This is a genomic window from Streptomyces turgidiscabies Car8, assembly GCF_000331005.1.
Classification (GTDB): Bacteria; Actinomycetota; Actinomycetes; order Streptomycetales; family Streptomycetaceae; genus Streptomyces; species Streptomyces turgidiscabies.
The window spans coordinates 38,986-65,026 of sequence record NZ_AEJB01000639.1; the positions used below are offsets into that span (position 1 = coordinate 38,986).

The 26,041-nt window shown below is 69.8% G+C and carries 17 protein-coding genes; 6 read left to right on the top strand and 11 right to left on the bottom strand.

Features of this window, described 5'->3' with window-relative positions; translation table 11 throughout:
* Positions 1 to 8 precede the first annotated feature (8 nt).
* The 3 genes from STRTUCAR8_RS44500 to STRTUCAR8_RS44510 form a co-directional block, all read right to left on the bottom strand.
* Positions 9 to 3,371, bottom strand: coding sequence for an alpha-L-rhamnosidase-related protein (locus STRTUCAR8_RS44500; RefSeq protein WP_078507504.1), 3,363 nt, complete (start codon positions 3,369 to 3,371; stop codon positions 9 to 11).
* Positions 3,372 to 3,441: 70 nt separating this feature from the next.
* Entirely contained in the window at positions 3,442 to 6,246 is a 2,805-nt protein-coding gene (locus STRTUCAR8_RS44505; RefSeq protein ID WP_006383059.1) for a family 78 glycoside hydrolase catalytic domain, read from the bottom strand.
* A gap of 113 nt (positions 6,247 to 6,359) precedes the next feature.
* The gene (locus STRTUCAR8_RS44510) at positions 6,360 to 7,400 is read right to left on the bottom strand and encodes a LacI family DNA-binding transcriptional regulator (RefSeq protein WP_006383060.1); all 1,041 of its coding nucleotides are present in this window, start codon (positions 7,398 to 7,400) and stop codon (positions 6,360 to 6,362) included.
* A gap of 308 nt (positions 7,401 to 7,708) precedes the next feature.
* Here STRTUCAR8_RS44510 and STRTUCAR8_RS44515 point away from each other — a divergent pair, with 308 nt between their 5' ends.
* The 4 genes from STRTUCAR8_RS44515 (at position 7,709) to STRTUCAR8_RS44530 (ending at position 12,341) form a co-directional block, all read left to right on the top strand.
* On the top strand, positions 7,709 to 9,034 hold the full coding sequence (locus STRTUCAR8_RS44515; RefSeq protein ID WP_006383071.1) for an ABC transporter substrate-binding protein: 1,326 nt from the start codon (positions 7,709 to 7,711) through the stop codon (positions 9,032 to 9,034).
* A 76-nt stretch (positions 9,035 to 9,110) separates the two neighbouring features.
* The gene (locus STRTUCAR8_RS44520; RefSeq protein WP_006383080.1) at positions 9,111 to 10,043 is read left to right on the top strand and encodes a carbohydrate ABC transporter permease; all 933 of its coding nucleotides are present in this window, start codon (positions 9,111 to 9,113) and stop codon (positions 10,041 to 10,043) included.
* Positions 10,040 to 10,867: a carbohydrate ABC transporter permease gene (locus STRTUCAR8_RS44525; RefSeq protein ID WP_006383082.1), complete on the top strand. Its 828-nt coding sequence runs from the start codon at positions 10,040 to 10,042 to the stop codon at positions 10,865 to 10,867. The genes STRTUCAR8_RS44520 and STRTUCAR8_RS44525 overlap by 4 nt, the downstream gene beginning before the upstream one ends.
* A 43-nt stretch (positions 10,868 to 10,910) precedes the next feature.
* Positions 10,911 to 12,341 carry an RICIN domain-containing protein gene (locus tag STRTUCAR8_RS44530; RefSeq protein WP_006383079.1) on the top strand — a complete coding sequence of 477 codons (1,431 nt, stop codon included), beginning with the start codon at positions 10,911 to 10,913 and terminating at the stop codon, positions 12,339 to 12,341.
* Between the two features lie 69 nt (positions 12,342 to 12,410).
* Here STRTUCAR8_RS44530 and STRTUCAR8_RS44535 read toward each other — a convergent pair whose 3' ends face one another.
* A complete protein-coding gene (locus STRTUCAR8_RS44535; RefSeq protein ID WP_006383088.1) occupies positions 12,411 to 15,614 on the bottom strand; it encodes an alpha-L-rhamnosidase in 3,204 nt (1,067 codons plus the stop codon).
* Between the two features lie 317 nt (positions 15,615 to 15,931).
* Here STRTUCAR8_RS44535 and STRTUCAR8_RS44540 point away from each other — a divergent pair, with 317 nt between their 5' ends.
* A complete protein-coding gene (locus STRTUCAR8_RS44540; RefSeq protein WP_006383076.1) occupies positions 15,932 to 16,969 on the top strand; it encodes a LacI family DNA-binding transcriptional regulator in 1,038 nt (345 codons plus the stop codon).
* Between the two features lie 175 nt (positions 16,970 to 17,144).
* Here the strand turns inward: STRTUCAR8_RS44540 and STRTUCAR8_RS44545 are convergent, their stop codons facing one another.
* The 7 genes from STRTUCAR8_RS44545 to STRTUCAR8_RS44575 all read right to left on the bottom strand — a co-directional run bounded on the left by STRTUCAR8_RS44545 (position 17,145) and on the right by STRTUCAR8_RS44575 (position 23,846).
* A complete protein-coding gene (locus STRTUCAR8_RS44545) occupies positions 17,145 to 18,257 on the bottom strand; it encodes a sensor histidine kinase (protein ID WP_044473960.1) in 1,113 nt (370 codons plus the stop codon).
* Positions 18,258 to 18,259: 2 nt separating this feature from the next.
* A complete protein-coding gene (locus STRTUCAR8_RS44550) occupies positions 18,260 to 19,009 on the bottom strand; it encodes a response regulator transcription factor (protein WP_044473961.1) in 750 nt (249 codons plus the stop codon).
* 115 nt (positions 19,010 to 19,124) lie between these two features.
* Positions 19,125 to 20,477 (bottom strand): hypothetical protein, encoded by a 1,353-nt coding sequence (locus STRTUCAR8_RS44555; protein WP_006383054.1) that lies wholly within the window; start codon positions 20,475 to 20,477, stop codon positions 19,125 to 19,127.
* A 47-nt stretch (positions 20,478 to 20,524) separates the two neighbouring features.
* Positions 20,525 to 21,328, bottom strand: coding sequence for a class I SAM-dependent methyltransferase (locus tag STRTUCAR8_RS44560; protein ID WP_006383087.1), 804 nt, complete (start codon positions 21,326 to 21,328; stop codon positions 20,525 to 20,527).
* Positions 21,325 to 21,966: a TIGR04282 family arsenosugar biosynthesis glycosyltransferase gene (locus STRTUCAR8_RS44565; protein WP_006383065.1), complete on the bottom strand. Its 642-nt coding sequence runs from the start codon at positions 21,964 to 21,966 to the stop codon at positions 21,325 to 21,327. Before STRTUCAR8_RS44565 ends, STRTUCAR8_RS44560 begins: the two co-directional genes overlap by 4 nt.
* Positions 21,963 to 22,760 carry a glycosyltransferase family 2 protein gene (locus STRTUCAR8_RS44570; protein ID WP_078507505.1) on the bottom strand — a complete coding sequence of 266 codons (798 nt, stop codon included), beginning with the start codon at positions 22,758 to 22,760 and terminating at the stop codon, positions 21,963 to 21,965. The genes STRTUCAR8_RS44565 and STRTUCAR8_RS44570 overlap by 4 nt, the downstream gene beginning before the upstream one ends.
* Positions 22,761 to 22,850: 90 nt before the next feature.
* On the bottom strand, positions 22,851 to 23,846 hold the full coding sequence (locus STRTUCAR8_RS44575) for an NAD-dependent epimerase/dehydratase family protein (protein ID WP_006383092.1): 996 nt from the start codon (positions 23,844 to 23,846) through the stop codon (positions 22,851 to 22,853).
* A 244-nt stretch (positions 23,847 to 24,090) separates the two neighbouring features.
* Here STRTUCAR8_RS44575 and STRTUCAR8_RS44580 point away from each other — a divergent pair, with 244 nt between their 5' ends.
* The gene (locus tag STRTUCAR8_RS44580) at positions 24,091 to 25,995 is read left to right on the top strand and encodes a TolB-like translocation protein (protein WP_006383090.1); all 1,905 of its coding nucleotides are present in this window, start codon (positions 24,091 to 24,093) and stop codon (positions 25,993 to 25,995) included.
* Positions 25,996 to 26,041 lie beyond the last annotated feature (46 nt).

Genomic DNA, 26,041 nt, shown 5'->3' on the forward strand with positions numbered 1-26,041 from the left:
TCCACCTTCTACTTGATGCCGATCTCGGCCAGTTGCAGGCGGAACTTGGTGCTCTCGTCGGAGGCGGCAGCGCCGAGTCTGGTTGCCGTCAGGCGCAGGTAGCGGCCGGTGGTGGAGGTGAGGGTGTAGGTCTGGGCGGACCCGCTCGGGTTGGCCTGGCCGGTGACGGTACGAGCCGTGGTGTAGGTGCCGGATCCGTCGGGGCGGGTCTGCAGCGTGAAGTCGACAGGGAAGTTCGCGGTGCCGCCGCCGGCTCCGCTGGTGTCGGTGCGGGGGTTTAGGGTGACGGAGCCGATGGACCGGTCGGCGCCGAGGTCGACCTCGATCCATACAGGTGTGGCGCTGACGTCGGCAGAGGGGAAGTCGATGCTGGTGAAGCCCTTGGCACCGGTGACGCTGGTGGTGGTGCCCTCCAGGATCCGGGTCTTGCCCCAGTCGCTGTTCTCCAGCGTGTAGTTGGCCGTGACAGTGGTCGCGGCGGCGGGGACGGTCAGTTCGGCGAGCTGCAGGCGGAACTTGGTGGATTCGTCGGAAGCGGCGGCTCCGAGCCTGGTGGCCTGCAGGCGGACGTAGCGGGCGGTGGCGGTCTTGAAGCCGTACGTCTGGACCAGCCCCTGTGGGTTGGCCTGGCCGGTGACGGTGCGGGCGGTGGTGTAGGTGCTGGATCCGTCCGCGCGGGTCTGGATCGTGAAGTCCACGGGGAAGCCCGCGGTCCCTCCCCCGGCGGCCGGGGTGTCGGTGCGGGGGAAGAGGCGTACGGCGTCGATGTCGGTGTCGGCACCGAGGTCGATCTCCACCCACACGGGGTTCGCGCCGACATCGGCGGAGGTGAACTCGTTGCTGGTGTAGCCCCGGGCTCCGGTCACGCTGGTGAGCTTGCCGTCGGTGAGCCGGTTCTTGCCCCAGTTGCCGTTCTCCAGGCTGTTGTTGCTGGTGACCGGCCGGTTCAGGGCGAGGTTGTCGAGGCGGCCGGTGCCTGTGGCCGTGAACGTCCAGGTGCCCGGCTGGGCCTTGAAGTAGACGTACGAGGAGTCCTTGCCGTCGTAGCTCAGACCGCTGACGCTGCCGGTGGAGGAGCCCCCGGTGAAGACGGTGGTGCCGTTGGCCTTGACGACGGGCTGGGAGCCGCCGTAGGTGGGCACGCCGACGCGGGCTGTCGTGCCGCTCGGCGAGGTGAGGTTCAGGGTGACCGTCGTGCCGTCGCGTGTGATGCCGAAGCGGATGTCGCCCTTGACGGTGGGCGTCACCGTGTTGATCTTCGTGAGGCTGCCCGTCTGAGGGATCACCTCGTACGTCTCCCAGCCTGCCGTGGTGGGGCGGACACCCGCCGCATAGGCGGACAGGGCGTACAGCGGGGCGCCGTTCCAAGCGTGGTTGTCCGTGCCTTCCGACTTGACCCACACCTCCCACAGGGTGTGGCAGGCGGGGTCGGCGACCTGGGCGGCGTAGCGGTTGCGCATCCGCTCCTCGGCGACGGTGGCCGCGCCCATCAGGTACAGCGCCTCCAGGACGTAGAACTCCGTGTAGGGGCTGGCGTTGAGGTGGGTGCGCAGCACGTCGGTGATCGCCGGGTAGTGGCTGGGGGTGGCCAGGCCCGCGACGACGGCGAGGGCGCCTGCCCGGTCGTCGGTGTCGCCGTTGTAGCCGGGCGAGCGGTACTCGTTGTTCGTGGAGTTCCACAGCAGGGTGTCGAAGTTGGCCTTGATGCTGTCGCGCTGGGCCTGCCATCCGGCGACGTCGCCGGTGTTGCCGCTGAGGTCGGCGAGCTTGGCGGCGGTGTCCAGGGCCAGGTAGTACCAGCAGTTGTTCAGGACGCGGGTGTCGATGTTGCTGCCCCAGTCCTGCCAGTCCCAGTCGCCGGCACGGTGGGTTACCAGACCGTCGCTGCCCAGGCCCCACAGGTCCAGGTACTTCTTCACCGCCGGGTAGGCGCCGGTGACCGTGCTCGTGTCGCCGGTGTAGAGGTGGAACGTCCAGAAGGACCACACCGAGGCGAGCATCTGGTTGGGCAGCTCGGCGGTCCAGATGGTCGAGGGCATCGGAGAGTAGAGCGCCCCGGTGTCCTTCTGCCAGGAGGCCAGCTGGGAGATGGCCTTCTTGCCGAGGGCGTGGGACCTGGTGTCGAAGGTGTAGAAGCCCTCCTTCAACTGGTTGACCACGTCGCCCCACCACTGGGCGCGTTCGCGGGTCGGGCAGTCCATGTAGTTGTCCCGCATGTTGACGTACATGGTGCGGGCGGCCTTGGTCCACACGGTGTCGAAGAAGGCGTCACTACTGGTGAACGACCCGTCGAAGTCGGTGTCGTAGCCGGACTCCCGGTACTTGAGATCCACGATGGTCACGCCCGCCGGGATGGTGTACCGCACGGCCGTACCGCTCATCCATGCCAGCGCCTCGAACTCCTGGACCCCGCCGGTGCAGACGTAGGTGGCGCGGACGTTGAAAATGGTCTTCTGGTCGATGCCGACCAGTCCCTTGCCGTCGTCGTAGTGGTCGGTCTGGATGCCGATCACCGTGCCGGCCGGGGCGTCCACCTTGAGGTACGGCGTGACCTGGATGTTGGACGGCAGGGTGGCGGAGATGGCGGTGCTGCCCTGTCCGGTGGACGGCAGCGAGGCCGCGTTGGTGTAGGACGTGAGACCGGAGTAGCGGAACAGTGGGACGGGCCGCTGGACGAGGTCGTTCCAGGGCGCGGCTCCCGCGGCACCGAAGTCGGTGGGTGCCGTCCAGCCGCTGTCGTTGAAGCCGGGCGACTGCCAGCCCGCCAGGGCGGTGGCGTTGCGGGCGTCGTAGTAGATGTTCGACTCGGGCAGCCGGAAGTTCACCTGCGAACCGCCGGTGTTGTTCGCGTAGCCGGCGTGGACGGTGTGCTTCCAGCCGGTGTCGCTGACGACCCGGGTGGTCGTGGAGCCGGTGGCGATGTCCGACTGGAACAGCAGCCCGCCCTTGCCGCTGCTGTTGTGCGAGAAGCCCTGCTTGCCGAAGTGCCACACCAGGAGGGCGACCGTGTTGCCGCCGCTGTTCAGGTACGGGGCGAGGTCGATCACGTCGTGGTAGGTGCCCGTGCGGTTCGGGCCACGCTTGAGGCCGCCCTCGAAGACCACGAGGGTTCCGTTCACCCACAGCCAGTACTTGGAGTCGGCGGCGATCCGGGTCGGTGCGCTGTCCGGCTTGGCGGACAGGGTGAACGACTTGCGGAAGGCCACCCATTGGTTCGCCGTGGTGGACGGCGCCCAGATCCACTTGGCCGTCCAGGGGTCCGCGGCGGCGGCCGTCGGGGCGAGGGCGGGCAGCACCAGGGAGCTCAGGACGGGGGCCAGCGCCACGGCTGTGGCGGTGCGGAGGACAGACCTGCGGGTCAGCTGTCGCATCGGGGGTTCCGTTTCATGAAGGGGTACAAGTTCGGACGGCGGTGGGGCAGGGCTGGGACCGGCGCGGCTGTCAGCAGCCCTGTACGCCGCTCAGCAGCGTCTCCAGATCGGCGGCGGCACCGGCGCCGCCGTCTTCGAAGAGGACCTTGTTGGCCAGCGTGGGCAGTTCACGCGCCGGCACGTCCAGATACGGTTCCAGCCGCCGGGCCAGCCGGGCGGGGTCCGTACCCAGTCCGTGCCGGATCAGGACACCGACGGTGGCCTCCCACAGTTCGGGGACGTCCATCAGGTCCCGTACGGTCGCCACCGTGGCCGTGGCCGGGAGGCAGGGGTCCTCGGTCGTCCAGGTGTGTGTGCCGTGCGTCGCGGTCAGGGCCGGCCGGTCGTCGCCGGGCAGGTGGACGGTGGCTCGCGTCCCCACGGGCACGGTCACCACCAGATGGAAGAGCCCCGCGTCACGCCGCCAGCTCACCGACGCCTCCCCGTACGGGGTGATGTGGCGGGCGGAGGCGTGGGTGAGTGCCCGGTCAGGCAGCGGACGTACGGTGAACTCCCGGTATCCGGGGGCCGCGGGGGCGAGTCCCGCCACCGCACGGTGCATCCAGTCGGCGACCGCTCCGAGCGCGTAGTGGTTGAAGGACGTCATCTGGCCGGGGTTGACCGTGCCGTCGGGGAGCATGCTGTCCCAGCGTTCCCAGACGGTGGTGGCACCCATCGTCACCGGGTACAGCCAGGAGGGGCAGCCTTTCTCCAGCAGCAGCCGGTAGGCGAGGTCGGGGCGGCCGGTGGCGGTGAGGGCGTCGGTCATCAGCGGGGTGCCGACGAATCCGGTGGCGATCCGGAAGCCGTTCGTGCGGACGAGGTCGGCGAGCCTGCGTCCGGCGGTCGCACGCTGTTCGGGCCCGGCGAGCAGCTCCCACTGCAGGGCCATGGCGTACGCGGTCGGCGAGTCGCCCACGATCCGGCCGGTCGGTGTGACGAACTCGCGGGCGAAGGCATCGCGGGTCCGGGCGGCGAGCGCACGGTACTTTCCTGCCTGCTCCGCCTGGCCCAGGACGTCGGCGGTGCGGGCGACCACGTCCGCACAGCGGATCAGGCAGGCGGTGGCGACGACGTCCGCGGGCGTGCGGGCGGCGAACGGGTCGTCCGGCGGTGCGGCCGGGTCCAGCCAGTCACCGAACTGGAAACCGCCCGTCCACACCCCGTCAGTGGTGAGCGAGGCCGTCTTGTCGACCCAGGCGCGCGCACTGGCGTACTGGCGCCGCAGGACGTCGAGGTCGCCGTACCGCTCGTACAGCACCCAGGGCACCACCGCGGCCGCGTCTCCCCAGGCCGCCGCGGTCGGCGTCTCGACGTCCATGACGTCGGGGATCACCCAGGGCACCGCACCGTCGGGATGCTGGTCGACGGCGAGGTCGGCGAGCCACGTGGAGAGGAAGCCCGCGGAGTCGAAGAGGAAGGCGGCGGTGGGTGAGAAGACCTGGGTGTCTCCGGTCCAGCCGAGCCGTTCGTCGCGCTGGGGACAGTCCGTGGGCACGTCGAGGAAGTTGCCGCGCGTACCCCGGACGACGTTCTCGTGGAACTGTTCGAGATCCGGGTCCGAACAGGTGAACCAGCCGGTGCGGCGCAGGTCGGTCCCCACGACCATGGCGTGCAGGTCCTCGGCCGTCAGGTCCGGCACCCCGGTGATCTCGGCGTAGCGGAACCCGTGGAAGGTGAACGAGGGTTCGAGGACGGCCTCGGCGGATTCGGCCAGGAGGTAGGTGTCGACGGCGTCGGCCGTACGCAGTGGACGGGTGCACAGCTCCCCGTCCTCCAGGACCTCGGCGTGCCGGACCGTGACCTCCCGGCCGTCGTCGGCGCCTCGCACCCGCAGCCGGACCCACCCGACGACGTTCTGTCCGAAGTCGGCGAGCGTACGGCCGGACGGTGACTGCCAGACCCTCAGCGCGGGCAGTTCTTCGGTGACGCGTACGGGCGGCCCTTCCGGGGCGACGAGTCGCGACAGCGCCGCCTCCTCGTCGGGCAGCACTTCCACCGGGCCGGTCGCCGGGCCGGGTGTGAACCGCAGATCGGTGCGCTGGCCCTTGTAGAGGTCGTCCGCGACGACACCGGTGTCCCTGGCCCGCCACTCCTCGTCGGTACCGAAGACGTCCACCGACCCGTCGGCGTACCGGACTTCGAGCTGGGCGAGCAGGGCGAGACGGTCGCCGTACAGTGCGCGGGCGCCCCACCAGCCGAGATGGCCGCGGTACCAGCCGTTGCCGAGCAGGACGGAGACGGTGTTCGCGCCTTCCGTCAGCAGCGCGGTGACGTCGTGGGTCTGGTAGCGCAGCCTGTGGTGGTAGCTGGTCCAGCCGGGTGCGAGCACCTCGTCGCCGACCCGGGTGCCGTTGAGGGAGGCGGTGTAGACGCCGTGGGCGGTGGCGTACAGCCGTGCGCTCACCATCCCGGGGCGCAGGACGACCGTTCGGAGGAGTTCCGGGGCGGGTGAGTCCAGAGCGCCGTGGTCGCGGGGGGTGATGAACCGGGCGCTCCAGTCCTGTGGCCGCAGCAGTCCCGTCTCGACGGTGGCGGGGGCGCTCCACCCGCTCCAGCTTTCCCCGGCGGCCACCCGTATCCGAACGGTCGCCCGAGCGCGGGAAGGCAGGGGCTCGAACGGCCAGGCCACGAGGATCTGCTCGGCCGACTCGACCCGGACGACCTCGGCGCCGTCGAGCTGCACCTCGTACGCCGTCTGCCGCCACTCGGGGTCGTCCGTGCGCACCTGCCAGGAGAGGCGTGGCGCCGGGACGCCCACACCGAGCGGATCGTCCCGGTGCTCGAAGCGGATGGCCGCAACAGTGGTGCTGGGCTCCGGATGCTGCAGGGTCATACCCGTCCCCTCCCTCGACGTGGAACGTTCCACGTTTGAAACGACTCAACCATGAGCCGGGGAGGTCAGGACGTCAAGAGGGGGCGGGCAGGAAATCCGTGCGTCGGTCCGACTCAGGGCCGCGGGGGCGCGGTGCTGCCGCGCACCACGAGGTGCGGTGTCGAGGCCATGACGACGGCGCGGTCGCGGCGGTTCTCGATCCGCTCCAGCAGGAGCCGGGCCGCGGTCCCGCCCATCATGGCGCCCGCCTGGTCCACGCTGGTCAGGTTCACCGGAGCGAGGGCGGCCACGGACGTGTTGTTGTATCCGGCGAGCGAGAGATCCTCGGGAATGCGCAGGCCCAGCTCGCCGGCCGCCCGGAAGACGCCGGTCGCGGCGACGTCGGCGCCGGCGAAGATCGCGGTGGGGGGACGCGTGGAGGTGAGCAGTTCCATGGCCCCGCGGTAGCCGCCCTCGTCCGAGTACCCGGAGTTCACGACCCGGGCCAGGTCGGCCAGACCGTGCCGGGCCATCGCCGCACCGTAGGCGGCCCGGACATGGTGTTCCGGCCGCTGCTGCCACTGGACGCCACGGACCGTGGGGTGCGACAGGAGTGCGATGTCCCTGTGCCCCAGGCCGACCAGGTGGTCCACCACGAGATCGACGCCGATCCCGTCCTGGTTGACCACGCAGTCGTACGCCGGCGAGGGGTCGTGATGGCCGAGCACCACCGTCGGCACGTCGGCGGCGACGCGCACCACCTCCGCCCGGGGGACGGCGGGGGCGATCAGGATCAGGCCGTCCATCTGCCGGTCCACCATGGCGTGGATCAGCTTCGTCTGGTCGTCCTTCTCGGCGGAGCCGCTCGAGCCGATGAACACCGCGTACTCGGTGTTCCGCAGCGTCGCGTCGACGCCCTCCAGGAGGTCGGCGTAGAAGGCGTTGCGGATACTCGCGAGCAGCACACCGATCGTGTAGGTACGGCCCCGCATTCCACGGGCGGCGGCGTGCGGACGATAGCCGAGCTCGGCCATCGCGGCCCGCACCCGCTCACGCATGGCCGGGCTCACGCCATAGGCGTTGGTCAGCACCTTCGACACGGCGGAGGTCGACACTCCCGCACTGCGCGCGACGTCGGCGATGGTTACTCTCTTCGAGCCGCCCGTTGGACGCATGGGGTCCCCACCTCCGCTGTCGTGCACCACACGCCCCACTTCGGCGTTTCCGGAACGTTACTCGCAGATGACTTGACGGCTCCGCCGGTGCGCCTCAATCTTTGGGCATTCCCTTTGTGGCACGTTACACGAACGGCACGGCACGACAGGCTCGACCGACAGAGCCACACCCGCAGCGGACCGCCAGGGACCCGACCACCGGCCGCGACGGAAGACAGACCGATCCGGTATCGAGTTGCACCGCTCCTCGCCCGGTCGCCCCATTCCTCAATGAAACGATTCACCGACGCTCGAACGAAGGAACTTCCATGAGGTCAAGCACTCTCGCCAAGAGAAGGGCTGTGGTGGCCGCGGCTGTCGTCATGCCGCTCGTGCTCAGCGCCTGCAGCGCCGGCTCTCTGGGCTCGTCCGGCGAGGACGGCGCTGCGACGTCGATCAAGCTCCTCGTCGACAACGCACCCGACAACCTCCAGTCCGCCCAGCAGCTGGCCAAGGCCTTCGAGGCGAAGAACCCGAAGATCAAGGTGAGCGTGGAGACCCGCCCCGGCGGCACCGAGGGCGACAACCTCATCAAGACCCGGCTGCAGACGGACAGCATGGACGATCTCTTCGTCTACAACGTGGGTTCTCTGTTCCAGCAGATCGACCCGACGAAGACGCTCACCCCGATCACTCAGGACCCGTACGTCAAGAACCTCGACGAGTCCTTCCTCCCGCAGGTCACGGTGGGCGGCCAGACCTACGGCGTCCCGCTGGGTTCGGCTCTCGGGGGCGGTGTCCTCTACAACAAGAAGGTCTACGACAGGCTCGGTCTGGCCGTACCCAAGACCTGGGCGGACTTCATCGCCAACAGCCAGACGATCAAGGCGGCCGGTATCGCGCCGGTCATCCAGACCTACCAGGACACCTGGACCTCCCAGCTGCTGGTGCTGGGCGACTTCCACAACGTGGCGGCGGCACAGCCGGACTTCGTCAGGGACTACACCGCCGACAAGGCGAAGTACGCCACCGATCCGAATGCGTTCAAGGGCTTCCAGCATCTGCAGCAGATCCACGACCTGAAGCTGCAGAACTCCGACTACGCGTCGGCCACCCTCGTCAAGGGCCTGCAGATGCTGGCCACGGGCAAGGGCGCCCAGTACCCGATGCTCTCCACCGTCATCAGCGGGATCAAGACGAGCAACCCGGACCAGCTCAACGACATCGGCTTCTTCGCGCTGCCCGGGGACGACGCCTCCACAGCCGGCCTGACGGCATGGTTCCCCAACGCCCTCTACGTTCCGAAGACCACCACGGGTGACAAGCTCGCCGCGGTGAAGAAGCTCCTCGCGTTCGCCGCCAGCCCGGCCGGCTGCACGGCCCAGGCCAAGGCGTCGACGCCGACCGGGCCGTACCTGGTCAAGGGCTGCACCCTGCCGACCGATGTGCCGACGATCACCAAGGACGTCGCCGCCTACTTCACGGACGGCGCCCAGAGCCCGGCACTCGAGTTCCTGTCCCCGGTGAAGGGGCCGAGCCTCGACCAGATCAGCGTCCAGGTCGGCTCCGGCATCACCGACGCCAAGACGGGCGCGACCCAGTACGACAAGGACACCAGGAAGCAGGCTCAGCAGCTCGGTCTGCCGGGCTGGTAGGAACGCACGTCCGTGCCTCCCCGCCCGCACAGAGAAAAAAAAAGGGGGCGGGGTGGCACCCGAGAGAGGTCGAACGATGACCACAGTTGTACCGACCGGGCCCCCGGCGGCCGAGCAGCAGAGGGAGCAGGGCAGGACGCGCCGGTCTCCCGGAACGCGCAGTTCCTATCCCACCTGGTTCTACCTTCCCGCGGCGGCCGTCTACGGGGCGTTGTTCATGGTCCCCACGCTCGCGTCGTTCTACTTCAGCCTCACCAGGTGGACGATCTTCAAGTCGACCTTCATCGGCCTGGACAACTACACCGAGTTCTTCCAGGAGCCCGCCCTCGTCAAGGGCTTCGCCAACACGTTCCTCTACGCGGTCGTCACCTCGGGACTCAAGGTCGTCATCGGCCTCGGCCTCGGGATTCTGCTGACCAGTCAGATCCGTGCCCGGGGTTATCTGCGCTCGGTGGTGTTCTTCCCCGTGCTGGTCAGCACCGTGGGCGTCGGCATCACCTTCACCGCCTTCATGGACCCCTCCACCGGCGCGATCAACAGGGCCCTGTCGGTGATCGGCATCGACGGTCCCGGCTGGCTGACCGAGCCGTCGCTCGCGCTGTTCTCCGTGGCTCTCGTGGACGTGTGGAAGGGCGTCGGCCTGGCGACCGTCATCTACATCGCCGGCATCGTGTCCATCCCGGACGAGTACTACGAAGCGGCGAAGCTCGACGGCGCCGGGGCGTGGCAGCTGCTGCGCAACGTGGTCCTGCCGCTGAGCTGGCCGGCCACCTCCACGGTGATCATCCTGTCTCTCATCGGGGGCCTGCGCTCCTTCGACCTCATCTGGGCGATGACGCGCGGCGGACCGGGCTTCAGCTCCGACGTCGTCGCCTCCGTCATCTACAAGCAGTACCAGGCGGGCTTCTACGGCCTGTCGACCGCCGGGAACGTGATCCTCTTCCTGGTCGTGACGGCGATCATCGTCCCGCTGTCCCGCTTCCTGGCCCGCAAGGAGGTGCAGCGATGAGAAACCCCACCCGCACCTGGCTGGGAGTCCTCTCGGTCGCCGTCAGCATCGTCGTCTTCGTCGTCCCGTTCGCGTTCATCGTGCTGACAGCCGTCAAGGACCCGCAACAGGCCTCCCAGCTCGACTTCTCCTGGCCACGCCACTTCCGGCTGGTCGACAATCTCGTACAGGTGATCGAGGCGCGGGACTACATCCTCGTCATCGCGTTCGTCAACAGCATGGTCCTGACCGTCGCGAGTGTGACGGCGATGGTCGTGCTCGGCGCGATGGTCGCCTTCGTGCTGCAGCGCCGGATCACCCGGTGGACGGGTCTGATCAATTTCCTGGTCCTGTCCGGGCTGATCATCCCCCCGGCGGTCGTGCCGACGATCTGGGTCCTGCAGAAGGCCGGCCTGTTCGGCACGCTCCCCGGGCTGATTCTCGTGGAGATCGCCTTCGGACTGTCCTTCTCCGTCCTGCTGTTCCGCGCGTTCATCGCCACCATCCCGCGCGAACTCGACGAGGCCGCGATCATCGACGGCGCCTCCCCGCTGCGACTCTTCTTCCGGGTCGTCCTCCCGATGCTCCGCTCGGTCGTCGTGACGGTGATCGTCGTCCAGTCGGTGGCCGTCTTCAACGACTTCACCAACCCGCTGTACTTCCTGCCCGGCGAGCAGAACGCCACCGTCCAGCTGACCCTGTTCAACTTCCAGAGCCAGTACAGCACCAGCTACAACCTGCTCTTCATGGACATCCTCCTCATCACGGTCCCGCCGCTGGTCATGTTCCTGTTCTTCAACCGGCAGATCGTGGCGGGCATGACCGCGGGGGCGGTCAAGGGCTGAGTACCGCCCGTGGCAACACCTCACCGATACAAAGGAGTTTCGTGTGACCACCCCACATGCCGAAGGCATCCTCCTCCGGATACACACACGACGGCGCCGCCCCGTCCTCGCCGCTCTGCTGGCCGCCACCCTGGCCGTTCTCGGTCTGGTCTCGGCCGGCCGGGCGCAGGCGCTCAGCGGTGACATCCGTATGCACGACCCGTCCGTCATCAAGGTGGGCAACTGCTCCTACGGCTTCTCCACCGGTTTCGAGAACGACCCGCTCAATCCCAGCGGGTCCATCACCGAGCGCCGGACCTGCGACGCCACGGCGGCGACCGGCTGGACCAAGATCGGGAACGTCTGGGAGTCGACGCCGTCCTGGATCACCGCCAAGCTCGGTGCGACGCCGCCCAACATCTGGGCCCCCGACATCAAGTACTTCAACGGCAAGTACCACCTGTACTACGCCGGTTCACGCTGGGGCACCTCGTACGCGGTGATGGGTCTTGCCACCGCCACCAGCATCGAGGGCCCCTGGACCGACCAGGGCATGGTCACCGACGTCAACTACCCCATCGACCCCAACGTCGACTGGGGGCCCGACGGCCGGCTCTACGTCTCCTGGGGCTCCTGGACCGGCTCCGGCACCTATATGCACGTCCTGGACGAGTCCACCGGCAAGCTGTCCACCACCGACAACAACCTGTGGCACATCGCCGTCGGCATCGAGAACCCGACGATCGTCCTCAACGGCGGCTACTACTACCTCTTCGGCTCCAAGGGCCTGTGCTGCAGTGGCACCAACAGCACCTACTACACAGTGGTCGGACGCTCCACGGCCATCACCGGCCCCTACCTCGACCAGGCCGGCACGAACATGGCGTCCGGTGGAGGAACGCAGGTGCTCGCGGGTGCGTACCCCAAGGTCGCGGCCGGGGGTGCGGACGCCTTCGACGACGGGACGTCGAAGTACCTCGCCTACCACTACTACGACGGCGACAACAACGGGCGGGAGTCCCTCGACATCCGCCAGGTCACCTTCGCCGGGGGCTGGCCCGTCCTCGCCGCCCCGCTGGGCTCCGCCAACAACCACCTGCTGAACCGCAACAGCTCCAAGTGCGCGGACGTCTGGTTCGCGAGCGGCGCCGACGGTGCGTCGGTCAACTCCGGCAACTGCAACTCCGGCACCAACCAGCAGTGGACGCTGAGCCCCTCCGGTTCGAACTTCCGCCTGATCAACGTCAACAGCGGCAAGTGTCTCGAGATCCCTGGCGGCTCCACGGCCGACGGTGCGACCGCCGACCAGTGGACCTGCGACGGCGGCAACCATCAGCTCTGGCGCAGGACATCGGTGATCGGCGGCTATGTCACCTTCACCAACGTCACCAGCGGTCTCTGTCTCCAGGTCACCGGAGGGTCGACCGCCAACGGAGCCGCCCTGAACCAGTCGAGCTGCAACGGCGGTACGAATCAGCAGTGGCTCCCTGTCTGACGTTTCGCACACGGCCGCGGTGCCCAGGGGTACCGCGGCCGCGTTACGCGTCCGGCCGGCGGGGAGCCGTCAGCGCAGTCGGGCGTTCACGCGGTAGCGGCCGGACGCCAGCCGGCAGACGTACACCCCGTCGGTGTGTTCGATGAAGCGGACGCCCTCCGCGCGCGCCAGCGGAGCACGTCCTTCGCGGACCGTGTCGGCCGACACCGCCGGAAGCCGCAGGGTCGCCTCGCTGTTGGCGGGCACCACCGCGTCGTACACGAGAGCCCTGCCCCCGTCCGCCACCTTCCACTCGCTCCGGATCTCCCCGTACGGCGACTCGTACACGCCCGAGACCCGGGTGATCCCGCCCGTGGGGTCGAGGTGCGGCTGCAGCAGGAAGCGTTTGAAGCCGGGGCTCCGCGGATCGCGCGCGATACCGGCCATGGAGGAGTACATCCACTCCATGATCGCGCCGTAGGCGTAGTGGTTGAAGGAGTTCATGCCGACCGGCCCGAACCCGTCCTCCTTCGAGTACGAGTTCCAGCGCTCCCAGACGGTGGTGGCACCGTTCTTCACCGAGAACAGCCAGGACGGCAGCGCGTCCTGGTGCAGCAGTTTGTACGCCAGGTCCGCGCGGCCCTCGTCCGTGAGGACGGGGGCGAGGACGTTGACGCCGAGGAAGCCGACGGACAGCGTGTTCTCGGCGTACCGGACCCTGACGCTGTTCGGATGGGCGGCCTTGTAGGCGGCGTCGTTGCCGATGTTGTCGGCGAGACGGCCCACGAGCGTGCGGCGCTGGGCCTCCGTCTCGTAGAAGCCGAGTTTGAGGACCCAGAGCAGCGCTGTCTGGCTGTTGTCCTCCGTCTTCTGGCTGGGGTCGGAGCCCGGTTCGATCGGAGAGGCGTCGCCGAGGCTGGACCTGACCGTGACCGAACCACCCTCCGTACTCAGGTACTTGGTGATGAACGCCTGCCTGACACGTCCGAAGAGCCGGTCGTACGCCGCTGCCTCCGCCGCCCTGCCGGTCGCGCGGGCCATCTGTGCCATCAGCCGGGTGCTGTAGCCGTAGTAGACGTCGCTCATCAGCTGGGCGCTGGTCTTCTGTGGCCCCAGCCAGTCACCGGTGAGGGAGCCCTGTCCGGCGTAGGTCTCGCCGGTCTGCGCCTGGATCCAGTCCAGGTAGCGGGTCATGGCGGGCCAGTTGTCCTCGACGACGGTCGCGTCACCGGTCATCTGCCACACGGTCCACGGCACGATGACCCCGGCGTCGGCCCAACCGCTGCCACCGCCGGGGAAGTTGAAACGGCCCGTCGGGGCGACCCCGGTGAACTGCGCTTCGCCCATGCCGTAGATGGCCTGGGAATCGACGACGGTGTCCTGGAAGTGGCTGAGGAAGACACCGGCGTCCACGTTGTACAGGCCGGTGGCGGAGAAGACCTGGGTGTCGCCGGTCCAGCCGAGGCGTTCGTCGCGCTGGGGGCAGTCGGTGGGCACCCAGAGGTAGTTGCCTCGCTGGCCCCAACGGATGTTGCTCGCCAGCTGGTTGATGTCGGGATCGTCGGTGGTGACGGTGCCGATCTCCCGGATCGCGGACGTGGCTACCTTGCCGGTCAGGCCGGTGATCGTGACGGTGTCCGTCGCGGTGACGGAGACATAGCGGAAGCCGTAGAAGGTCAGGGAGTCCTGGTGGGTCTCGCCGTGCCGGTCGCCCTTGAGGACATACGTGCTGGTGGCCTTGGCGCTGCGGAGGTTCGCCCGGTAGAGGGAGCCAGCCGGGCCGTCGGCGCCGGCACTGTCGTCGTTGAGCATCTCGCCGAACCTGAACTCGGCCTTGGCCCCGGCGGGGCCGCGCAGGCTGTAGCGGGCCACTCCGACCATGTTCTGGCCGAGGTCGAAGACGGCGGTCTCGCCCACGCCGATCGTGACCGGCGCGGAGGCCGCCTTCGCGGGATCGGTCACCGTCCGGGCGGGATCGACGACGATGCGGCCCCTGCCGTTGGCGCTGCCGTCCTGTCCGCTCACCCCGGTGACGACGGTGACCGAGTGCGGCCGGCGGTCCCACCGCTGTATGAAACGTGCCGTCTCGCCCGGGTAGGCGATGAGTCGCGCGTCCGGGAACCTGGCGTCGAAGGCGACTCGTTCGACGTCCGCCCAGGCGGAGTCGTCGAAGCCGTGCGACGTCCAGCCCGGCAGCTCCCCACGGGCGTCGTAGGTCTGGCCGTCGTAGATGTCGTCGGCGCGGTAGGGGCCGGTGTCCGTGGCCTTCCAGCCGCCGCCCGGAGCGGTGACCACCGTCTGCGAGGTGCCGTCGGTGTACCGGATCAGCAGCTTGGCCTTGACGGCCAGGGCGTTGCCGTCCGCCGAGTAGTACGTACTGCCTTCGGAGATGCGGCCGTTGTACCAGCCGTTGCCCAGGACGACCGCGATGGTGACGTCCGGATCCGACGTCACGAGGTCGGTGACGTCGTACGTCATGTAGTTGACGCGCGCGTCGTAGTTCGTCGAGCCCGGCGGCAACAGCTCGATCGTGGTGCCACCGTCCTGCGGCACGGTCACATGCCGCCCGTTCACGTAGGCGTCGTACACGCCGAGGGCCGAGACGTACAACCGCGCCTCACGGACTCGGGAACGGCTCTTGCCGGGGTGAGCACTCCGGAGTGTTTCCTCCTTGCGCAGCATCGGGGCACCGGCCGAGTCGGGGCTCTTGCCCTTCATACCGATCCAGTGCGCGCCCTCCCATCCGCCGACGCCGTCCCTGCTCATCAGGCCGGTCTCGAAGAAGGCGGGTAACGCGGTGCCGACGGGCCGGTCGTCGGTGTCCCACACGCTGACGGTCCAGTGATAGCGCGTCGAGGCGCGCAGCGGCTTGCCCGCGTGGCGGACGGCCACCGAGTCGGAGGCACGGACACGACCGCTGTTCCAGACGTCGGCGCGGGCGGCGGTCAGCTTCTCCGGAGAGGTCGCGACGAGAATCCGGTACGCGCCCTGGCTGAGTCCGCGCTCCGCGGACCGCATGCGCCAGCCGAAGCGTGGCCGGGCGGCGTCCACGCCCAGAGGATCAGTGCGGTGTTCCACGGTCGGTCCGAGCACCGCGCCGCCCTTCTCACCGCGGGCTGGCTGGGCCACGGCGTTCGTTCCGCCTCCAGCGACACCGCCGCCGCCCAGCGCCACGGCACCGGCTGTCGCGGCGAGCACGGTTCGCCGACGCACCGCTGTGCCGTCCGTCCGGGAGGGTTTCCCCTCACCGGGCTCACGGTCGGCGGCCTCTGTACTGCGTGTTTCATGGCTCACGCGCGCACCTTCCTTTGTGAATCGATTCAATCTCGGTCGTCCGTGCGGGCTGTGGTCAGCGGGACGCGTGGATGCGGCTGTCGCCCTCCGCCGTCGGACGGTGGGGCCGACGTCGGGTCGATGGTTCCGCAGTACGACGGGTAACGTTGCCCATCGGGTGTGGCCAGACCTTAGAGAGCGTCCCGCGTGACGTCAAGACGCCGTACCCGCTGCACGGCTGTCAGGGCGCTGGCCCGCTCGGCTGTCACAGGGCGTGCGCCGGGCGGGAGTTACGTCCGTAGACTCGGTGACAGCCGTTCCCAGGGAAAAGGAATCGGATGGAGCCACCAGCACGACCGCGTCGCGTCACGATCGTCGATGTCGCACGCCACGCCCAGGTGTCCACCACCGCCGTGTCCAAGGTGCTGCGCAACGCCTACGGAGCCAGCCCCGACATGCGCGCCAAGGTACGCCGCGCGATCGACGAACTCGGCTACCGCCCACACGCCGGGGCCAGAGGCCTGCGCGGACAGACCTACACCATCGGCGTGATGCTCCCCGACATCCGCAACCCCTTCTTCCCCGACGTCCTCGACGGCATCACCACCCGCCTGCGGGACACCGAATACCAGGTCCTCCTGGGCCCCGGCTGCAACGGCGAAAAAGAAGAAGCACGCGTCACCGAAGCGATGCTGGACCGCGGCATGGACGGCCTCATCCTCGTCGCACCCGTCTCACCCCGCACCCACCTCGAACACATCGCCTCATCCGTACCCACCGTCGTCGTCGGCCGCCACGGAACATCCCCCCTCTACGACACCGTGGCCGACGACGACATCCAGGGCGCATCCCTGACCGTCACCCACCTCGCCGCCCTCGGACACCACCGCATCGCCCACATCGAACACCACGAAACCGACCCCACACGCCTCGCCGAAATGCCCAACGCCCGCCGCGCCGACGGCTACAGACAAGCCATGCGCACACACGGACTCGCCAAGTGGATCGACGTCATCTCCACCACCTACACCCAGGAAGGCGGCTACAAAGGCGCCCAAGAACTACTGACCCGCCCCCACCTCCCCACCGCCGTCTTCGCCGGCGCCGACATCGTCGCCATGGGCGTCCTGGAAGCCATCAACGAAGCAGGCCTCTCCGTCCCCGACGACATCTCGGTCGCCGGCTACGACAACACCACCTTCGCCGCCCTCGGCCCCATCTCCCTCACCAGCGTCGACCAAGCAGGCCACGACATCGGCGAAAACGCCGCCCGCCTGCTCCTGGAACGCCTCACCGACCCACGAAAAAGCACGGAACAGGTCCTCCTGTCCCCCACCCTGGTGCCGCGCCGGACCACGGGCCGGCCACCGGCGTAATTCAGCCCTTCGAACGGCGACGGGACATTCGACCGTTGGCCCCCCGAAGCGAGGAGAGAAAAACCCTCGCCGAGTTCTTCGTCGTCCACGCCGGCACGGGGACTCCGCGCGGCTCGCACTCCCTCGGGCCGGTGTGCTGGCGACGCACACCCCACCCGGGCTCGGCCGCGTCGGATCAGGCCTCGGCCAGCGGAAGGGTCACCTCGAAGCGGCAGCCGCCGGGTACGTTGCGCACGGCGGCCTGTCCACGGTGTGCCTCGACGATGCCCCGGACGATCGCGAGGCCGAGCCCGGCGCCGGCCGGAGGGGTACGGGCGTGTGTGCCGCGCCAGCCGGTGTCGAAGACCCTCGGCAGGTCGTCGTCCGGAATGCCCCCGCAGCCGTCGGTGACCGACACGACGACTCCGTCCGGGGAACGCTCGGCGGCGACCGCGACCGTACCGTCCGAGGGTGTCCGGCGGATCGCGTTGACCAGCAGATTGCTCAGCACGCGGCTCATCTCCTTGCCGTCGACCTCGACCGGCACCGGTTCGATGCGATCGCCGATCAGCCACACGCCGTGCTCCCGGGCGAGCGCGTCCGCTCCGGCAAGGGCGTCGCCGACCAGGTCGTACATGGAGATGCGAGAAGGAGAGAGGGCGAGCGCCCCGGCGTGGATGCGGGAGAGTTCGAAGAGGTCGCCGACCATGTCGTTGAGACGTTCGACTTCGGTGCGCATCTGGCGGAGGTAGCGCTGGGGGTCGGCGGCGACACCGTCCTCCAGCGCTTCGGACATGGCGCGCAGTCCTGCGAGTGGGGTGCGCAGGTCGTGCGAGATCCACGCGACCAGTTCGCGCCTCGATGTCTCCAGGGCGCGCTCACGGTCGCGGGACGTGGCGAGTTTCGCGCTGGTGCTGGCCAACTCCCGGCTCAGCGCGGCGAGTTCGGCGTTCGACGAGCCGTGGGGGACCGCGAAGTGGCCGCCGTCACCGAAGGAACGGGCGGCGGCGGTGAGCGCCCTGCTGCCGGCGACGACCCACCGGCCGAGCAGCAGTGCGGTGGCCAGGGAGACGACCGCCGCCATCGCGACGACCATGGTGACGACCGTCAGGTCGTGCGTGGACAGGAACATGGCCCTCGCCACGGACAGCGTGCCCGCGAGCATGGCCGTCACGGCCACGGCCGCGACCACGGCGAGGGAAGTCGTCAGCGAGCGTCGCCTGATCAGCCACAGGACGCCCGCCCCGAGCAGCCCAGCCGCGACGGCGCCGAGAAAGGCGAACAGGGCGATCAGCAGGAAGTCACGCATGCTCATACCGCCTCCTCGAACGGGGTGGCGTCGAAGCGGTAGCCCACTCCCCACACCGTCTGGATCAGCTGCGGCCGGGCCGGGTCGTCCTCCACCTTGCCCCGCAGCCGACGTACGTGGACGGTGACGGTGGACAGGTCGCCGAAGTCCCAGCCCCACACCTCCTTCATCAGTTCCTCGCGGCTGTAGGCGCGCCCGTGGTTGCGCAGGAGGAAGGCGAGGAGGTCGAACTCGCGGAGCGTGAGGCTGAGTTCGGCGCCGTTCTTGGTGGCGCGCCGGGCGGCCGGGTCGACGGTGATGCCTGCCCCGTGTACCGGGTGAGCCGCTGTGGCGGGCCTGGACCTGCGCAGTACCGACTCGACTCTCAGCACCAGCTCGCGGGGGCTGAAGGGCTTTGTGACGTAGTCGTCGGCGCCCACTTCGAGGCCCAGGATCCGGTCGCCCTCGTCGCCGCGGGCGGTGAGCATGATGACCGGCACGGGCCCGCGGGCCCGGATACGGCGGCACACCTCCAGGCCGTCCATGCCGGGCAGCATGAGGTCGAGCACCACCAGGTCCGGCCGGTGCGCGGCGGCCCGCACGAGCGCCGACGGCCCGTCCCCGGCCCGGTCCACGTCGTACCCGGCACGGTCGAGATAGCCGGAGACGACCTCGGCGACCGTCGGATCGTCGTCCACGACGAGGACGCGCATGGCGTCTCCCCGACCACGTGGAGCAAGCTCGGAACCTGCGGATTCGTGCGACTGCTGCATGCCTCCAGTTTCCCACCGGCCTCGGTTCCCGGCGGCACGGTCGTCCGGACGTCCGTGTTTCGTAAGAACCTGGCTCCGCCGCCCGTGGGGCCGGATCGGGCACCGCTGTCGGTCGTCACCACCCCGTCAGCAGCAGGTGGTTGAGGAGCAGGGCGAGGGTGGCCTGTGCGGCGAGCCAGGCGCGGGGGCGGGTCAGGAGCGCGCATGCCGGGAGCAGCCAGACTGCGAACGGCAGCCAGATGCGTTCCGTCTCCGCCTTGCTCATACCGGAGAGGTCGGCGGCGAGAAGGGCGAGCAGCGCGGCGAACACGAGCACGGCGAGCCGGGCTTCGGGGGCGTCGACGCCCGCGCGCGGGAGCCCACGGAGCCCCTCGCGTACCGGCGCCGCGCCGGCTCGCCGCAGGCCCGCGACCGTCGCCGGTCCCACCAGCAGCACCGTGCACGCGAGGTTCGCCCACACCCAGTAGCCGTACGGCCGGACACCGCCGGCCCCCTCGAAGTAGCGGGTGACGAGCAGGTGGTAGGCCTCCCACCAGTTGAAGCCGGCGAACGTGAAAGCGGCCGGGACGACCACGAGTCCCGCGAGGACGTACGGGAGCGGGCGCAGGCGCCGGGAGCCGAGCAGCACGACGCCGGCGGCGATCACCGCGAACAGTGTCAGGCCGTACGAGAGATACGCGGTGAGGCCGAGGAGGAGCCCGGAGGCGAGGCCCGTCGACCGGGGCCGGTGCCCGGTGACCGCGAGGGCGAGGAAGGCGAGGGCCCAGGCGGCGACGGCCGCGAAGTAGCCGTCCGCGGAGGTGCCCATCCACACGGCTGCCGGGGCCAGGACCAGGAAGGGGGCCGCCCGGCGGGCGAGGGCCTCCCCGCACAGCGCGCGCACGGTGACGAGGACCGCCACGGCCGCCGTCGCGCCGACGGTGATGCACCAGACGCCCGCCCAGGCCCCGCCGCCCAACCCGACGCGGTCGAGGAGGACGAAGGTGAGGGTGGCCCCGGGGGGATGTCCGGCGACGTGCGCGGGCCAGGCTCCGGGTGAGTGGAAGAGGATGTGGTGAGTGAAGTCCCGTAGGGCGGCGGGGATGTCGTGGAAGCGGTTGACGGGGTCGATGACCTGCAGGTACTCGTACTTGGTCGTCAGCCGCCGGGCGATGCCGCGCTGCCAGCCGTCGACCAGGGCGAGCGAGAACGTCCACGCCGTGGCGGTGCCGTAGGCGGTGATCAGCAGGGCGCGCCAGGGCAGTCGGGCGGCGAGGAGCGGCCCGTACGCGACAACGGTGACGGCCACGATGATCGCGGCGGGGGTGCCGGGGCCGAGGTGCGGCTCCCAGTGCCCGTACAGGGGCGGGAAGCTGACATGAAGGGTGCCGTATCGGTGCTCGATGACGGTACCCGTCACAGCGGCCGTCGTGACGAGCAGGGCTGCGGTCAGGACCGCGGACAGGTCCCGGAGAAGACCGCGGTTCACACCGGCACGGCCGGACGGTGTGACTGGGCCAGGAAGGAGAACCGTTTTCACCTTCCTGCCACCACCCTGCCCGGCGACGGGTCGCTGTCCTGCCGGCTGCTGATCACGGTGGGACTGCGGTCACCGTGGTTGCGCAAGGAGACGAAAGAGCGGCCGCCGGTCGTCCACTGGCGCTCCGGGTGCCAGCCGGCCTGCGTCGCGAGCCGGAGGAGGGCCGGAGTGCCGAGGCGGGCCCAGGGGAAGGGCGGCCCGGCGGACCCGTGAGCACCGGCGGTGAGCCGGACGACCTGGACGGTGACGCGTTCGCCGACCTCACTGTCGGGGGCCGTCTCGGTGATCAGGAGGCCGCCGTGGCCGAGGAGTTGGGACATCCTCCGCAGGAGGGCGCCCGGATCGCCGCCGATGCCGATGTTGCCGTCGATGAGGAGGACGGTGTCCCAGCGTCCTTCGGCGGGGAGGGGTTCGAAGACGGAGCGGCGCAGGGCCTGTCCGCCGAGCCGCACGGTGCGGGCGACGGCGGCTTCGCTGATGTCGACGCCGAGGGCGGGCAGACCACGGGAGGCGAGTTCGGCGACGAGCCGCCCCGGCCCGCAGCCGACGTCGAGTACGGCCCCTTCGCAGTGGTCCAGAACCCTCAGGTCCGCCGCGTCGGCACCGGCGCACCAGCGTTCCACTTCCAGCGGCAGCAGCCAGCCGTCGGACCGACGAAGGAAGAGCGGTCCCCGGCCGGTGACCAGGGCTTCGGAGTACGGGTCTGCGGACCAGGGCCGCGGGGTGCCCGGCAATGTGACAGGCGTGGGACGGTCCGAGCCGATCGTCCTGGGCGAGATGATCTCGTGTGCGGTGCTCATCGGCCGGCGGTCACCCCGAGGCGCCCCAGCTCGGCGGCGAACCGGCTGTCCGGGGCCGACACGGCGACCGCCTCCGCGTCGCGGGCGATGTCCACGTCCCGGAGGCACGGCAGCTCGCGCACCCGCAGGCCCGCCATGACGAGCCGCTCATGCTGTACGGCGCCTGTCATGGGCGTCGACATCGGCACACCTAGCAGCAGTTCGGGGTCGGGGCGGGCGAGACCCAGCGCCCAGAAGCCGCCGTCCTCGGCCGGGCCGAAATACGCGTCGCAGTCGGCGAAGTCCACGGTGAGCAGCGCGGGCGTCACCTGCGGGGTGTCCATGCCGATGAGCAGCGCGGGTCCGTCGCAACCGGCGAAGGCAGCGGCCAGGCGCTCGTCCAGACCTCCCGCGCACTGCGGGACGACGTCGAAGCCGGGCGGAAACCAGGGGCCCGGAACACCGTCGAGCACCAGTACGCGGCGCCGGGCGGGGGTGGCCGCCACTGTCCGCAGGGTGTCCACGAGCGCGGCCTCGGCGAGCGCCGCAGCTTCCCGGGGTGTGTAGGGCGGGGTGAGCCGGGTCTTGACCCGACCCGGCCTCGGCTCCTTGGCGATGACGAGGAGTGTGGTCGTCGGACGGTTCACTGAGCGGTTCACTGGGCGATTCCTCCTAGGCGTACGGCGGCCTGGCCGGCGACCGCCTCTTCCCTGGCCGTCGGCGGTTCGGACAGGACCCGGCCCATGTCCCGTACCGCCTGCCAGGTTCCACGCCAGGTGCCGGTGACCTTGGAGGCACCGGTGCGCGGCAGGTACGGCACGTCGTGCTCGACGACACGCCAGCCGGAGTCTGCGGCCCGGACGACCATCTGCAGCGGGTAGCCGCTGCGCCGGTCCGTGAGATCGAGGTCGAGCAGTTGTTCGCGGCGGGCGGCGCGGAGCGGGCCGAGGTCGTGCAGGCGCAGCCCTGTGCGACGGCGCGTCATCCGTGCCAGCGCGAGGTTGCCCACGCGGGCGTGTACGGGCCAGACGCCCCGGCCCTGCGGGCGGCGCCGCCCGAGTACGAGGTCGGCCTCGCCCTCCCGGACCTCGCGTACGAAGGGTTCGAGCAGGGACGGGTCGAGTGAGGCGTCGCAGTCGCAGAAGCACACGATGTCCGCGGTGGCCGCGGTCAGCCCGGCGTGGCAGGCGGCGCCGAACCCGCGGCGGGTCTCCCGCACGACGGTCGCGCCTAGGGAGCGTGCCAACTCCGCCGACCCGTCCGTGGATCCGTTGTCCACCACCAGCGCACGCCAGGTGGCCGGGATACGGGCGAGCACCCAGGGCAGGGCCTCGACCTCGTTCAGACAGGGAAGGACCACGTCGACGGGTGCGACGGTCTTCGCCACCGATACCGCTGCGGATGGCGAAGGAGAGGAGGAAGGAGACGAGGGCGGGGGCTCAGGAGGGGTCATCACGACTTTCACCTTGGGAAGGCACATACGGGACGCGGACGTCAGGTCGGATCAGTTCGGGTAGAAACAGTTCAGGTCGGGGGGCGAGAGTCACTCCCCGCGCAGCTTCGCTCTCGCGAACTCCCGCATCCCCTCCTCGAATCCGACCTCGGCCTTCCAGCCCAGCTCGGCTCGCAGACGGGACGAGTCCGCCGTGATGTGGCGGACGTCCCCCAGGCGGTACTCCCCGGTCACCACCGGCTCGGGCCCGCCGTACGCGGAGGCAAGCGCCCGCGCCATCTCCCCCACCGTGTGGGGCTCCCCGCTGCCGGTGTTGTACGCGACCAGCGCCCCCGCTCGGGTCTCCGCCTCCAGCGCCGCCACGTTGGCCGCCGCCACGTCACTCACGTGCACGAAGTCGCGCCGCTGGCCGCCGTCCTCGAAGACGCGCGGAGCCTCACCCCGGGCGAGCGCGGACCGGAAGAAGGACGCGACGCCGGCGTACGGGGTGTCGCGCGGCATGCCCGGCCCGTACACGTTGTGGTAGCGCAGCGAAACGGCGGAGCCGCCCGTCGACCGGGCCCACGCCGCCGCCAGATGCTCCTGGGCCAGCTTGGTCGTGGCGTACACGTTGCGGGGGTCGACCGGAGCGTCCTCCTCGACCAGCCCCGGGGCCAGCTGCTCCCCGCACCGCGGGCACCGGGGTTCGAACCTCCCCGCGTCCAGATCCGCCACGGTCCGTGGGCCGGGCCGGACCGCCCCGTGCCGCTCGCAGGCGTAGGCCCCCTCGCCGTACACGACCATCGACCCTGCCAGCACGAGGTGCCGCACCTTGGCGTCGGCCATGGCGGAGAGCAGCACGGCCGTACCCAGGTCGTTGTGGGACACGTACTCCGACGCGTCTTTCAAGTCCTTCCCGAGGCCCACCATCGCGGCCTGATGACAGACGGCGTCGACGCCGGTCAGTACGGCGGCGACCGCGTCGGGGTCCCGCACGTCCAGGCCGTCACGCAGGTCGAACACGATCGCCTCGTGGCCCCGCGCGGTCAGGGCCTCCACGACATGACACCCGATGAACCCGGCTCCGCCGGTGATCAGTACTCGCATGGTTGGAACGCTATGAGCAGACAGGCACCGTACGGCAGTTCCACGCCCGTGCCGTCACAGGTCCGTAAGACCTCGGCAGAGGCACCTCACGTCCCGCTGATGCGCGAACTCTTCACGAGAATTGAATTCTCCTATAGAAAGAACATAACTTCCGGCGCGGCCCTCTCCTTTCCTGAGTTCGTCGCGCGTCCGGCACCCCCCGCAGTGCTTTTTCCGCATGAGCACCGCCGATGAAGGGAGATCCATGCGTACGAGAACCAGGGGCCTCGCCGCTCTGGTGGCCCTGGTGGGCGTCACCGCCTTCCTGACCCCCGCGCAGGCCGCCTCGACCTCTCCGCCTCCGCCCGCCCCCGAGCGGATCCGCACGGAAAGGCTGCCGCTGCCGCCGACGGCCCCCTCGAACGCCGAAGGCGCGTGCACCAGCGCCGTCAACCCGCGGGGCACCGGGTGCATGGTGTCCGACTGGAACTCCGGCCTGCGCACCGGAGGTTTCCTCCCCGACAGTCGTACGGTCACCGCCGCAGTGAGGTTCGCAGGTGCCCCGGCCGCGCCTGACCCGGCGAGCGTCTACACCGGGGACCAGCTGATCCTCGTACGGACGGACGGCAGGACCTTCCCGAACGGTGACGCGTGGAAGTGCCTCACCTGCGGCACACCGCCCGCCAACAAGCAGGGCATGAACGCCGACGTGAGCTACCCCCAGCCGTTCTCCGACGGGAAGCGGGTGCTGTACGGGACGAACATCGTCGACTGCGGCCCGTACGGTCTCGCCTCGCCGGCCTGCACTCCGGCCCGCCTCCACATCCACCCGATCCGCTGGAACGACACCGCCGACGGATCCGGGCCCGGCGGCCCCATCCGCGAGCTGCGCCTGCACCCCGACCAGGTGCACCTCGGCTTCAACAGCGTCACCGTCACCGGCGGACGCCTCGACCAGTACGGCTACTTCGGCCGCCTGCGCTTCGACCCGGCGCCGACGACCGGTACGCCGCTCGCCCCTCGTTACGAGGTGGAGAAGGTCACGCGGCTCTTCGACCCCTCCCCCGCCGCACAGCCGGTGCACGTCGACCCGCGCACGCCGACGAAGCTGGTGCTGGACACCTCACTGCCCGGCGTCGGTGAGTTCCGCGGCTTCTCCAAGGACGGCAGGGAAGCCTTCTACGTCGGCTATCCCGTCGAGTCGTCCAACATCGACCTGATGGCCGTCGACCTGCGCACGGGCAAGCTCCGCCGGATGACGGCCGACCCCGGATACACCGATCCGGTGGACGCCTCCCCGGACGACCGGTGGATCGTGGCCCTGGACACCCGCGGATACGACCGGATGATGTTCACCTCCGGAATGACCGGTGTCCCGGCGATCACCGACCTGCTGACCACCTCCGTGGTCTCCTCGGTCCGCAACAACGGCCAGCGGCGCTTCTTCCAGCCGTATCTCATCGACCGCTACGGCGACCGCGGCACCTACCAGGGCCAGCAGCTCAACTACTCGGACACCTCCCCCGACTGGAACGCCGGCGCCGACCCGCGCTGGTCCCCGGACGGTACGGCGGTCGCGTACCACGAGCGGCTCGTGTCGGCGCCGGCGTGCGGCGGAGCCAACCCGCTGCCGTGCCCGGCCTCCACCGAACCGGGGGGCCGACGCACCCGGCTGATGATCGCCCGGCTGGTCGACCGCGAGCCCGCGCACCGGCGGACGGTCAAGCCGGTGTCCGACAGGGTGCCCTGGGGCACGCCCTACGTCCCCGGCACCGAGGCTCCGCAGCGGCCCTACCCGGCGCAGGGCACGTACACCCTGCGCGGGAAGGCGTCCGGCAGCGCCGAGGTCGACATCGTGTGGGACGCCACGAAGACCGCGGTGAAGACGGTGTCCCTGCGCTACACGCACTACTCGGACGACGCCAAGGCCTTCCTCACCGGCTCCGAGAGCGTGACGCGCACCAGCACCAGTCCCACACTGACCAGCCTCGACTGGTACTCGGACCTGGTGAAGAGCGGGCGAAGCGGCAAGGTACTGGCCACCAAGCAGACCGGTGCCGACGGCTTCCACATCACGATCGACCTCTGGCAGACGGTCGGCCGCGCAACCGGCACCCTCACCACGACCGTCGGCTCACGGACCTACACCCAGCCCGCCGACGGGACCTGACCTGCGCGCTGTTCGCCCGTCGGTGACGACGCATCACCGGCCCTGG

What these genes read in the sequence shown, in the direction of transcription:
- STRTUCAR8_RS44510 (WP_006383060.1), bottom strand. Translation starts at nt 7,400, where the DNA reads ATGCGTCCAACGGGCGGCTCGAAGAGAGTAACCATCGCCGACGTCGCG.
- STRTUCAR8_RS44545 (WP_044473960.1), bottom strand. Translation starts at nt 18,257, where the DNA reads ATGCGTGACTTCCTGCTGATCGCCCTGTTCGCCTTTCTCGGCGCCGTC.
- STRTUCAR8_RS44550 (WP_044473961.1), bottom strand. Translation starts at nt 19,009, where the DNA reads ATGCAGCAGTCGCACGAATCCGCAGGTTCCGAGCTTGCTCCACGTGGT.
- STRTUCAR8_RS44580 (WP_006383090.1), top strand. Translation starts at nt 24,091, where the DNA reads ATGCGTACGAGAACCAGGGGCCTCGCCGCTCTGGTGGCCCTGGTGGGC.
- STRTUCAR8_RS44570 (WP_078507505.1), bottom strand. Translation starts at nt 22,760, where the DNA reads ATGACCCCTCCTGAGCCCCCGCCCTCGTCTCCTTCCTCCTCTCCTTCG.
- STRTUCAR8_RS44515 (WP_006383071.1), top strand. Translation starts at nt 7,709, where the DNA reads ATGAGGTCAAGCACTCTCGCCAAGAGAAGGGCTGTGGTGGCCGCGGCT.
- STRTUCAR8_RS44500 (WP_078507504.1), bottom strand. Translation starts at nt 3,371, where the DNA reads ATGCGACAGCTGACCCGCAGGTCTGTCCTCCGCACCGCCACAGCCGTG.
- STRTUCAR8_RS44575 (WP_006383092.1), bottom strand. Translation starts at nt 23,846, where the DNA reads ATGCGAGTACTGATCACCGGCGGAGCCGGGTTCATCGGGTGTCATGTC.
- STRTUCAR8_RS44520 (WP_006383080.1), top strand. Translation starts at nt 9,111, where the DNA reads ATGACCACAGTTGTACCGACCGGGCCCCCGGCGGCCGAGCAGCAGAGG.
- STRTUCAR8_RS44525 (WP_006383082.1), top strand. Translation starts at nt 10,040, where the DNA reads ATGAGAAACCCCACCCGCACCTGGCTGGGAGTCCTCTCGGTCGCCGTC.
- STRTUCAR8_RS44560 (WP_006383087.1), bottom strand. Translation starts at nt 21,328, where the DNA reads ATGAGCACCGCACACGAGATCATCTCGCCCAGGACGATCGGCTCGGAC.
- STRTUCAR8_RS44505 (WP_006383059.1), bottom strand. Translation starts at nt 6,246, where the DNA reads ATGACCCTGCAGCATCCGGAGCCCAGCACCACTGTTGCGGCCATCCGC.
- STRTUCAR8_RS44540 (WP_006383076.1), top strand. Translation starts at nt 15,932, where the DNA reads ATGGAGCCACCAGCACGACCGCGTCGCGTCACGATCGTCGATGTCGCA.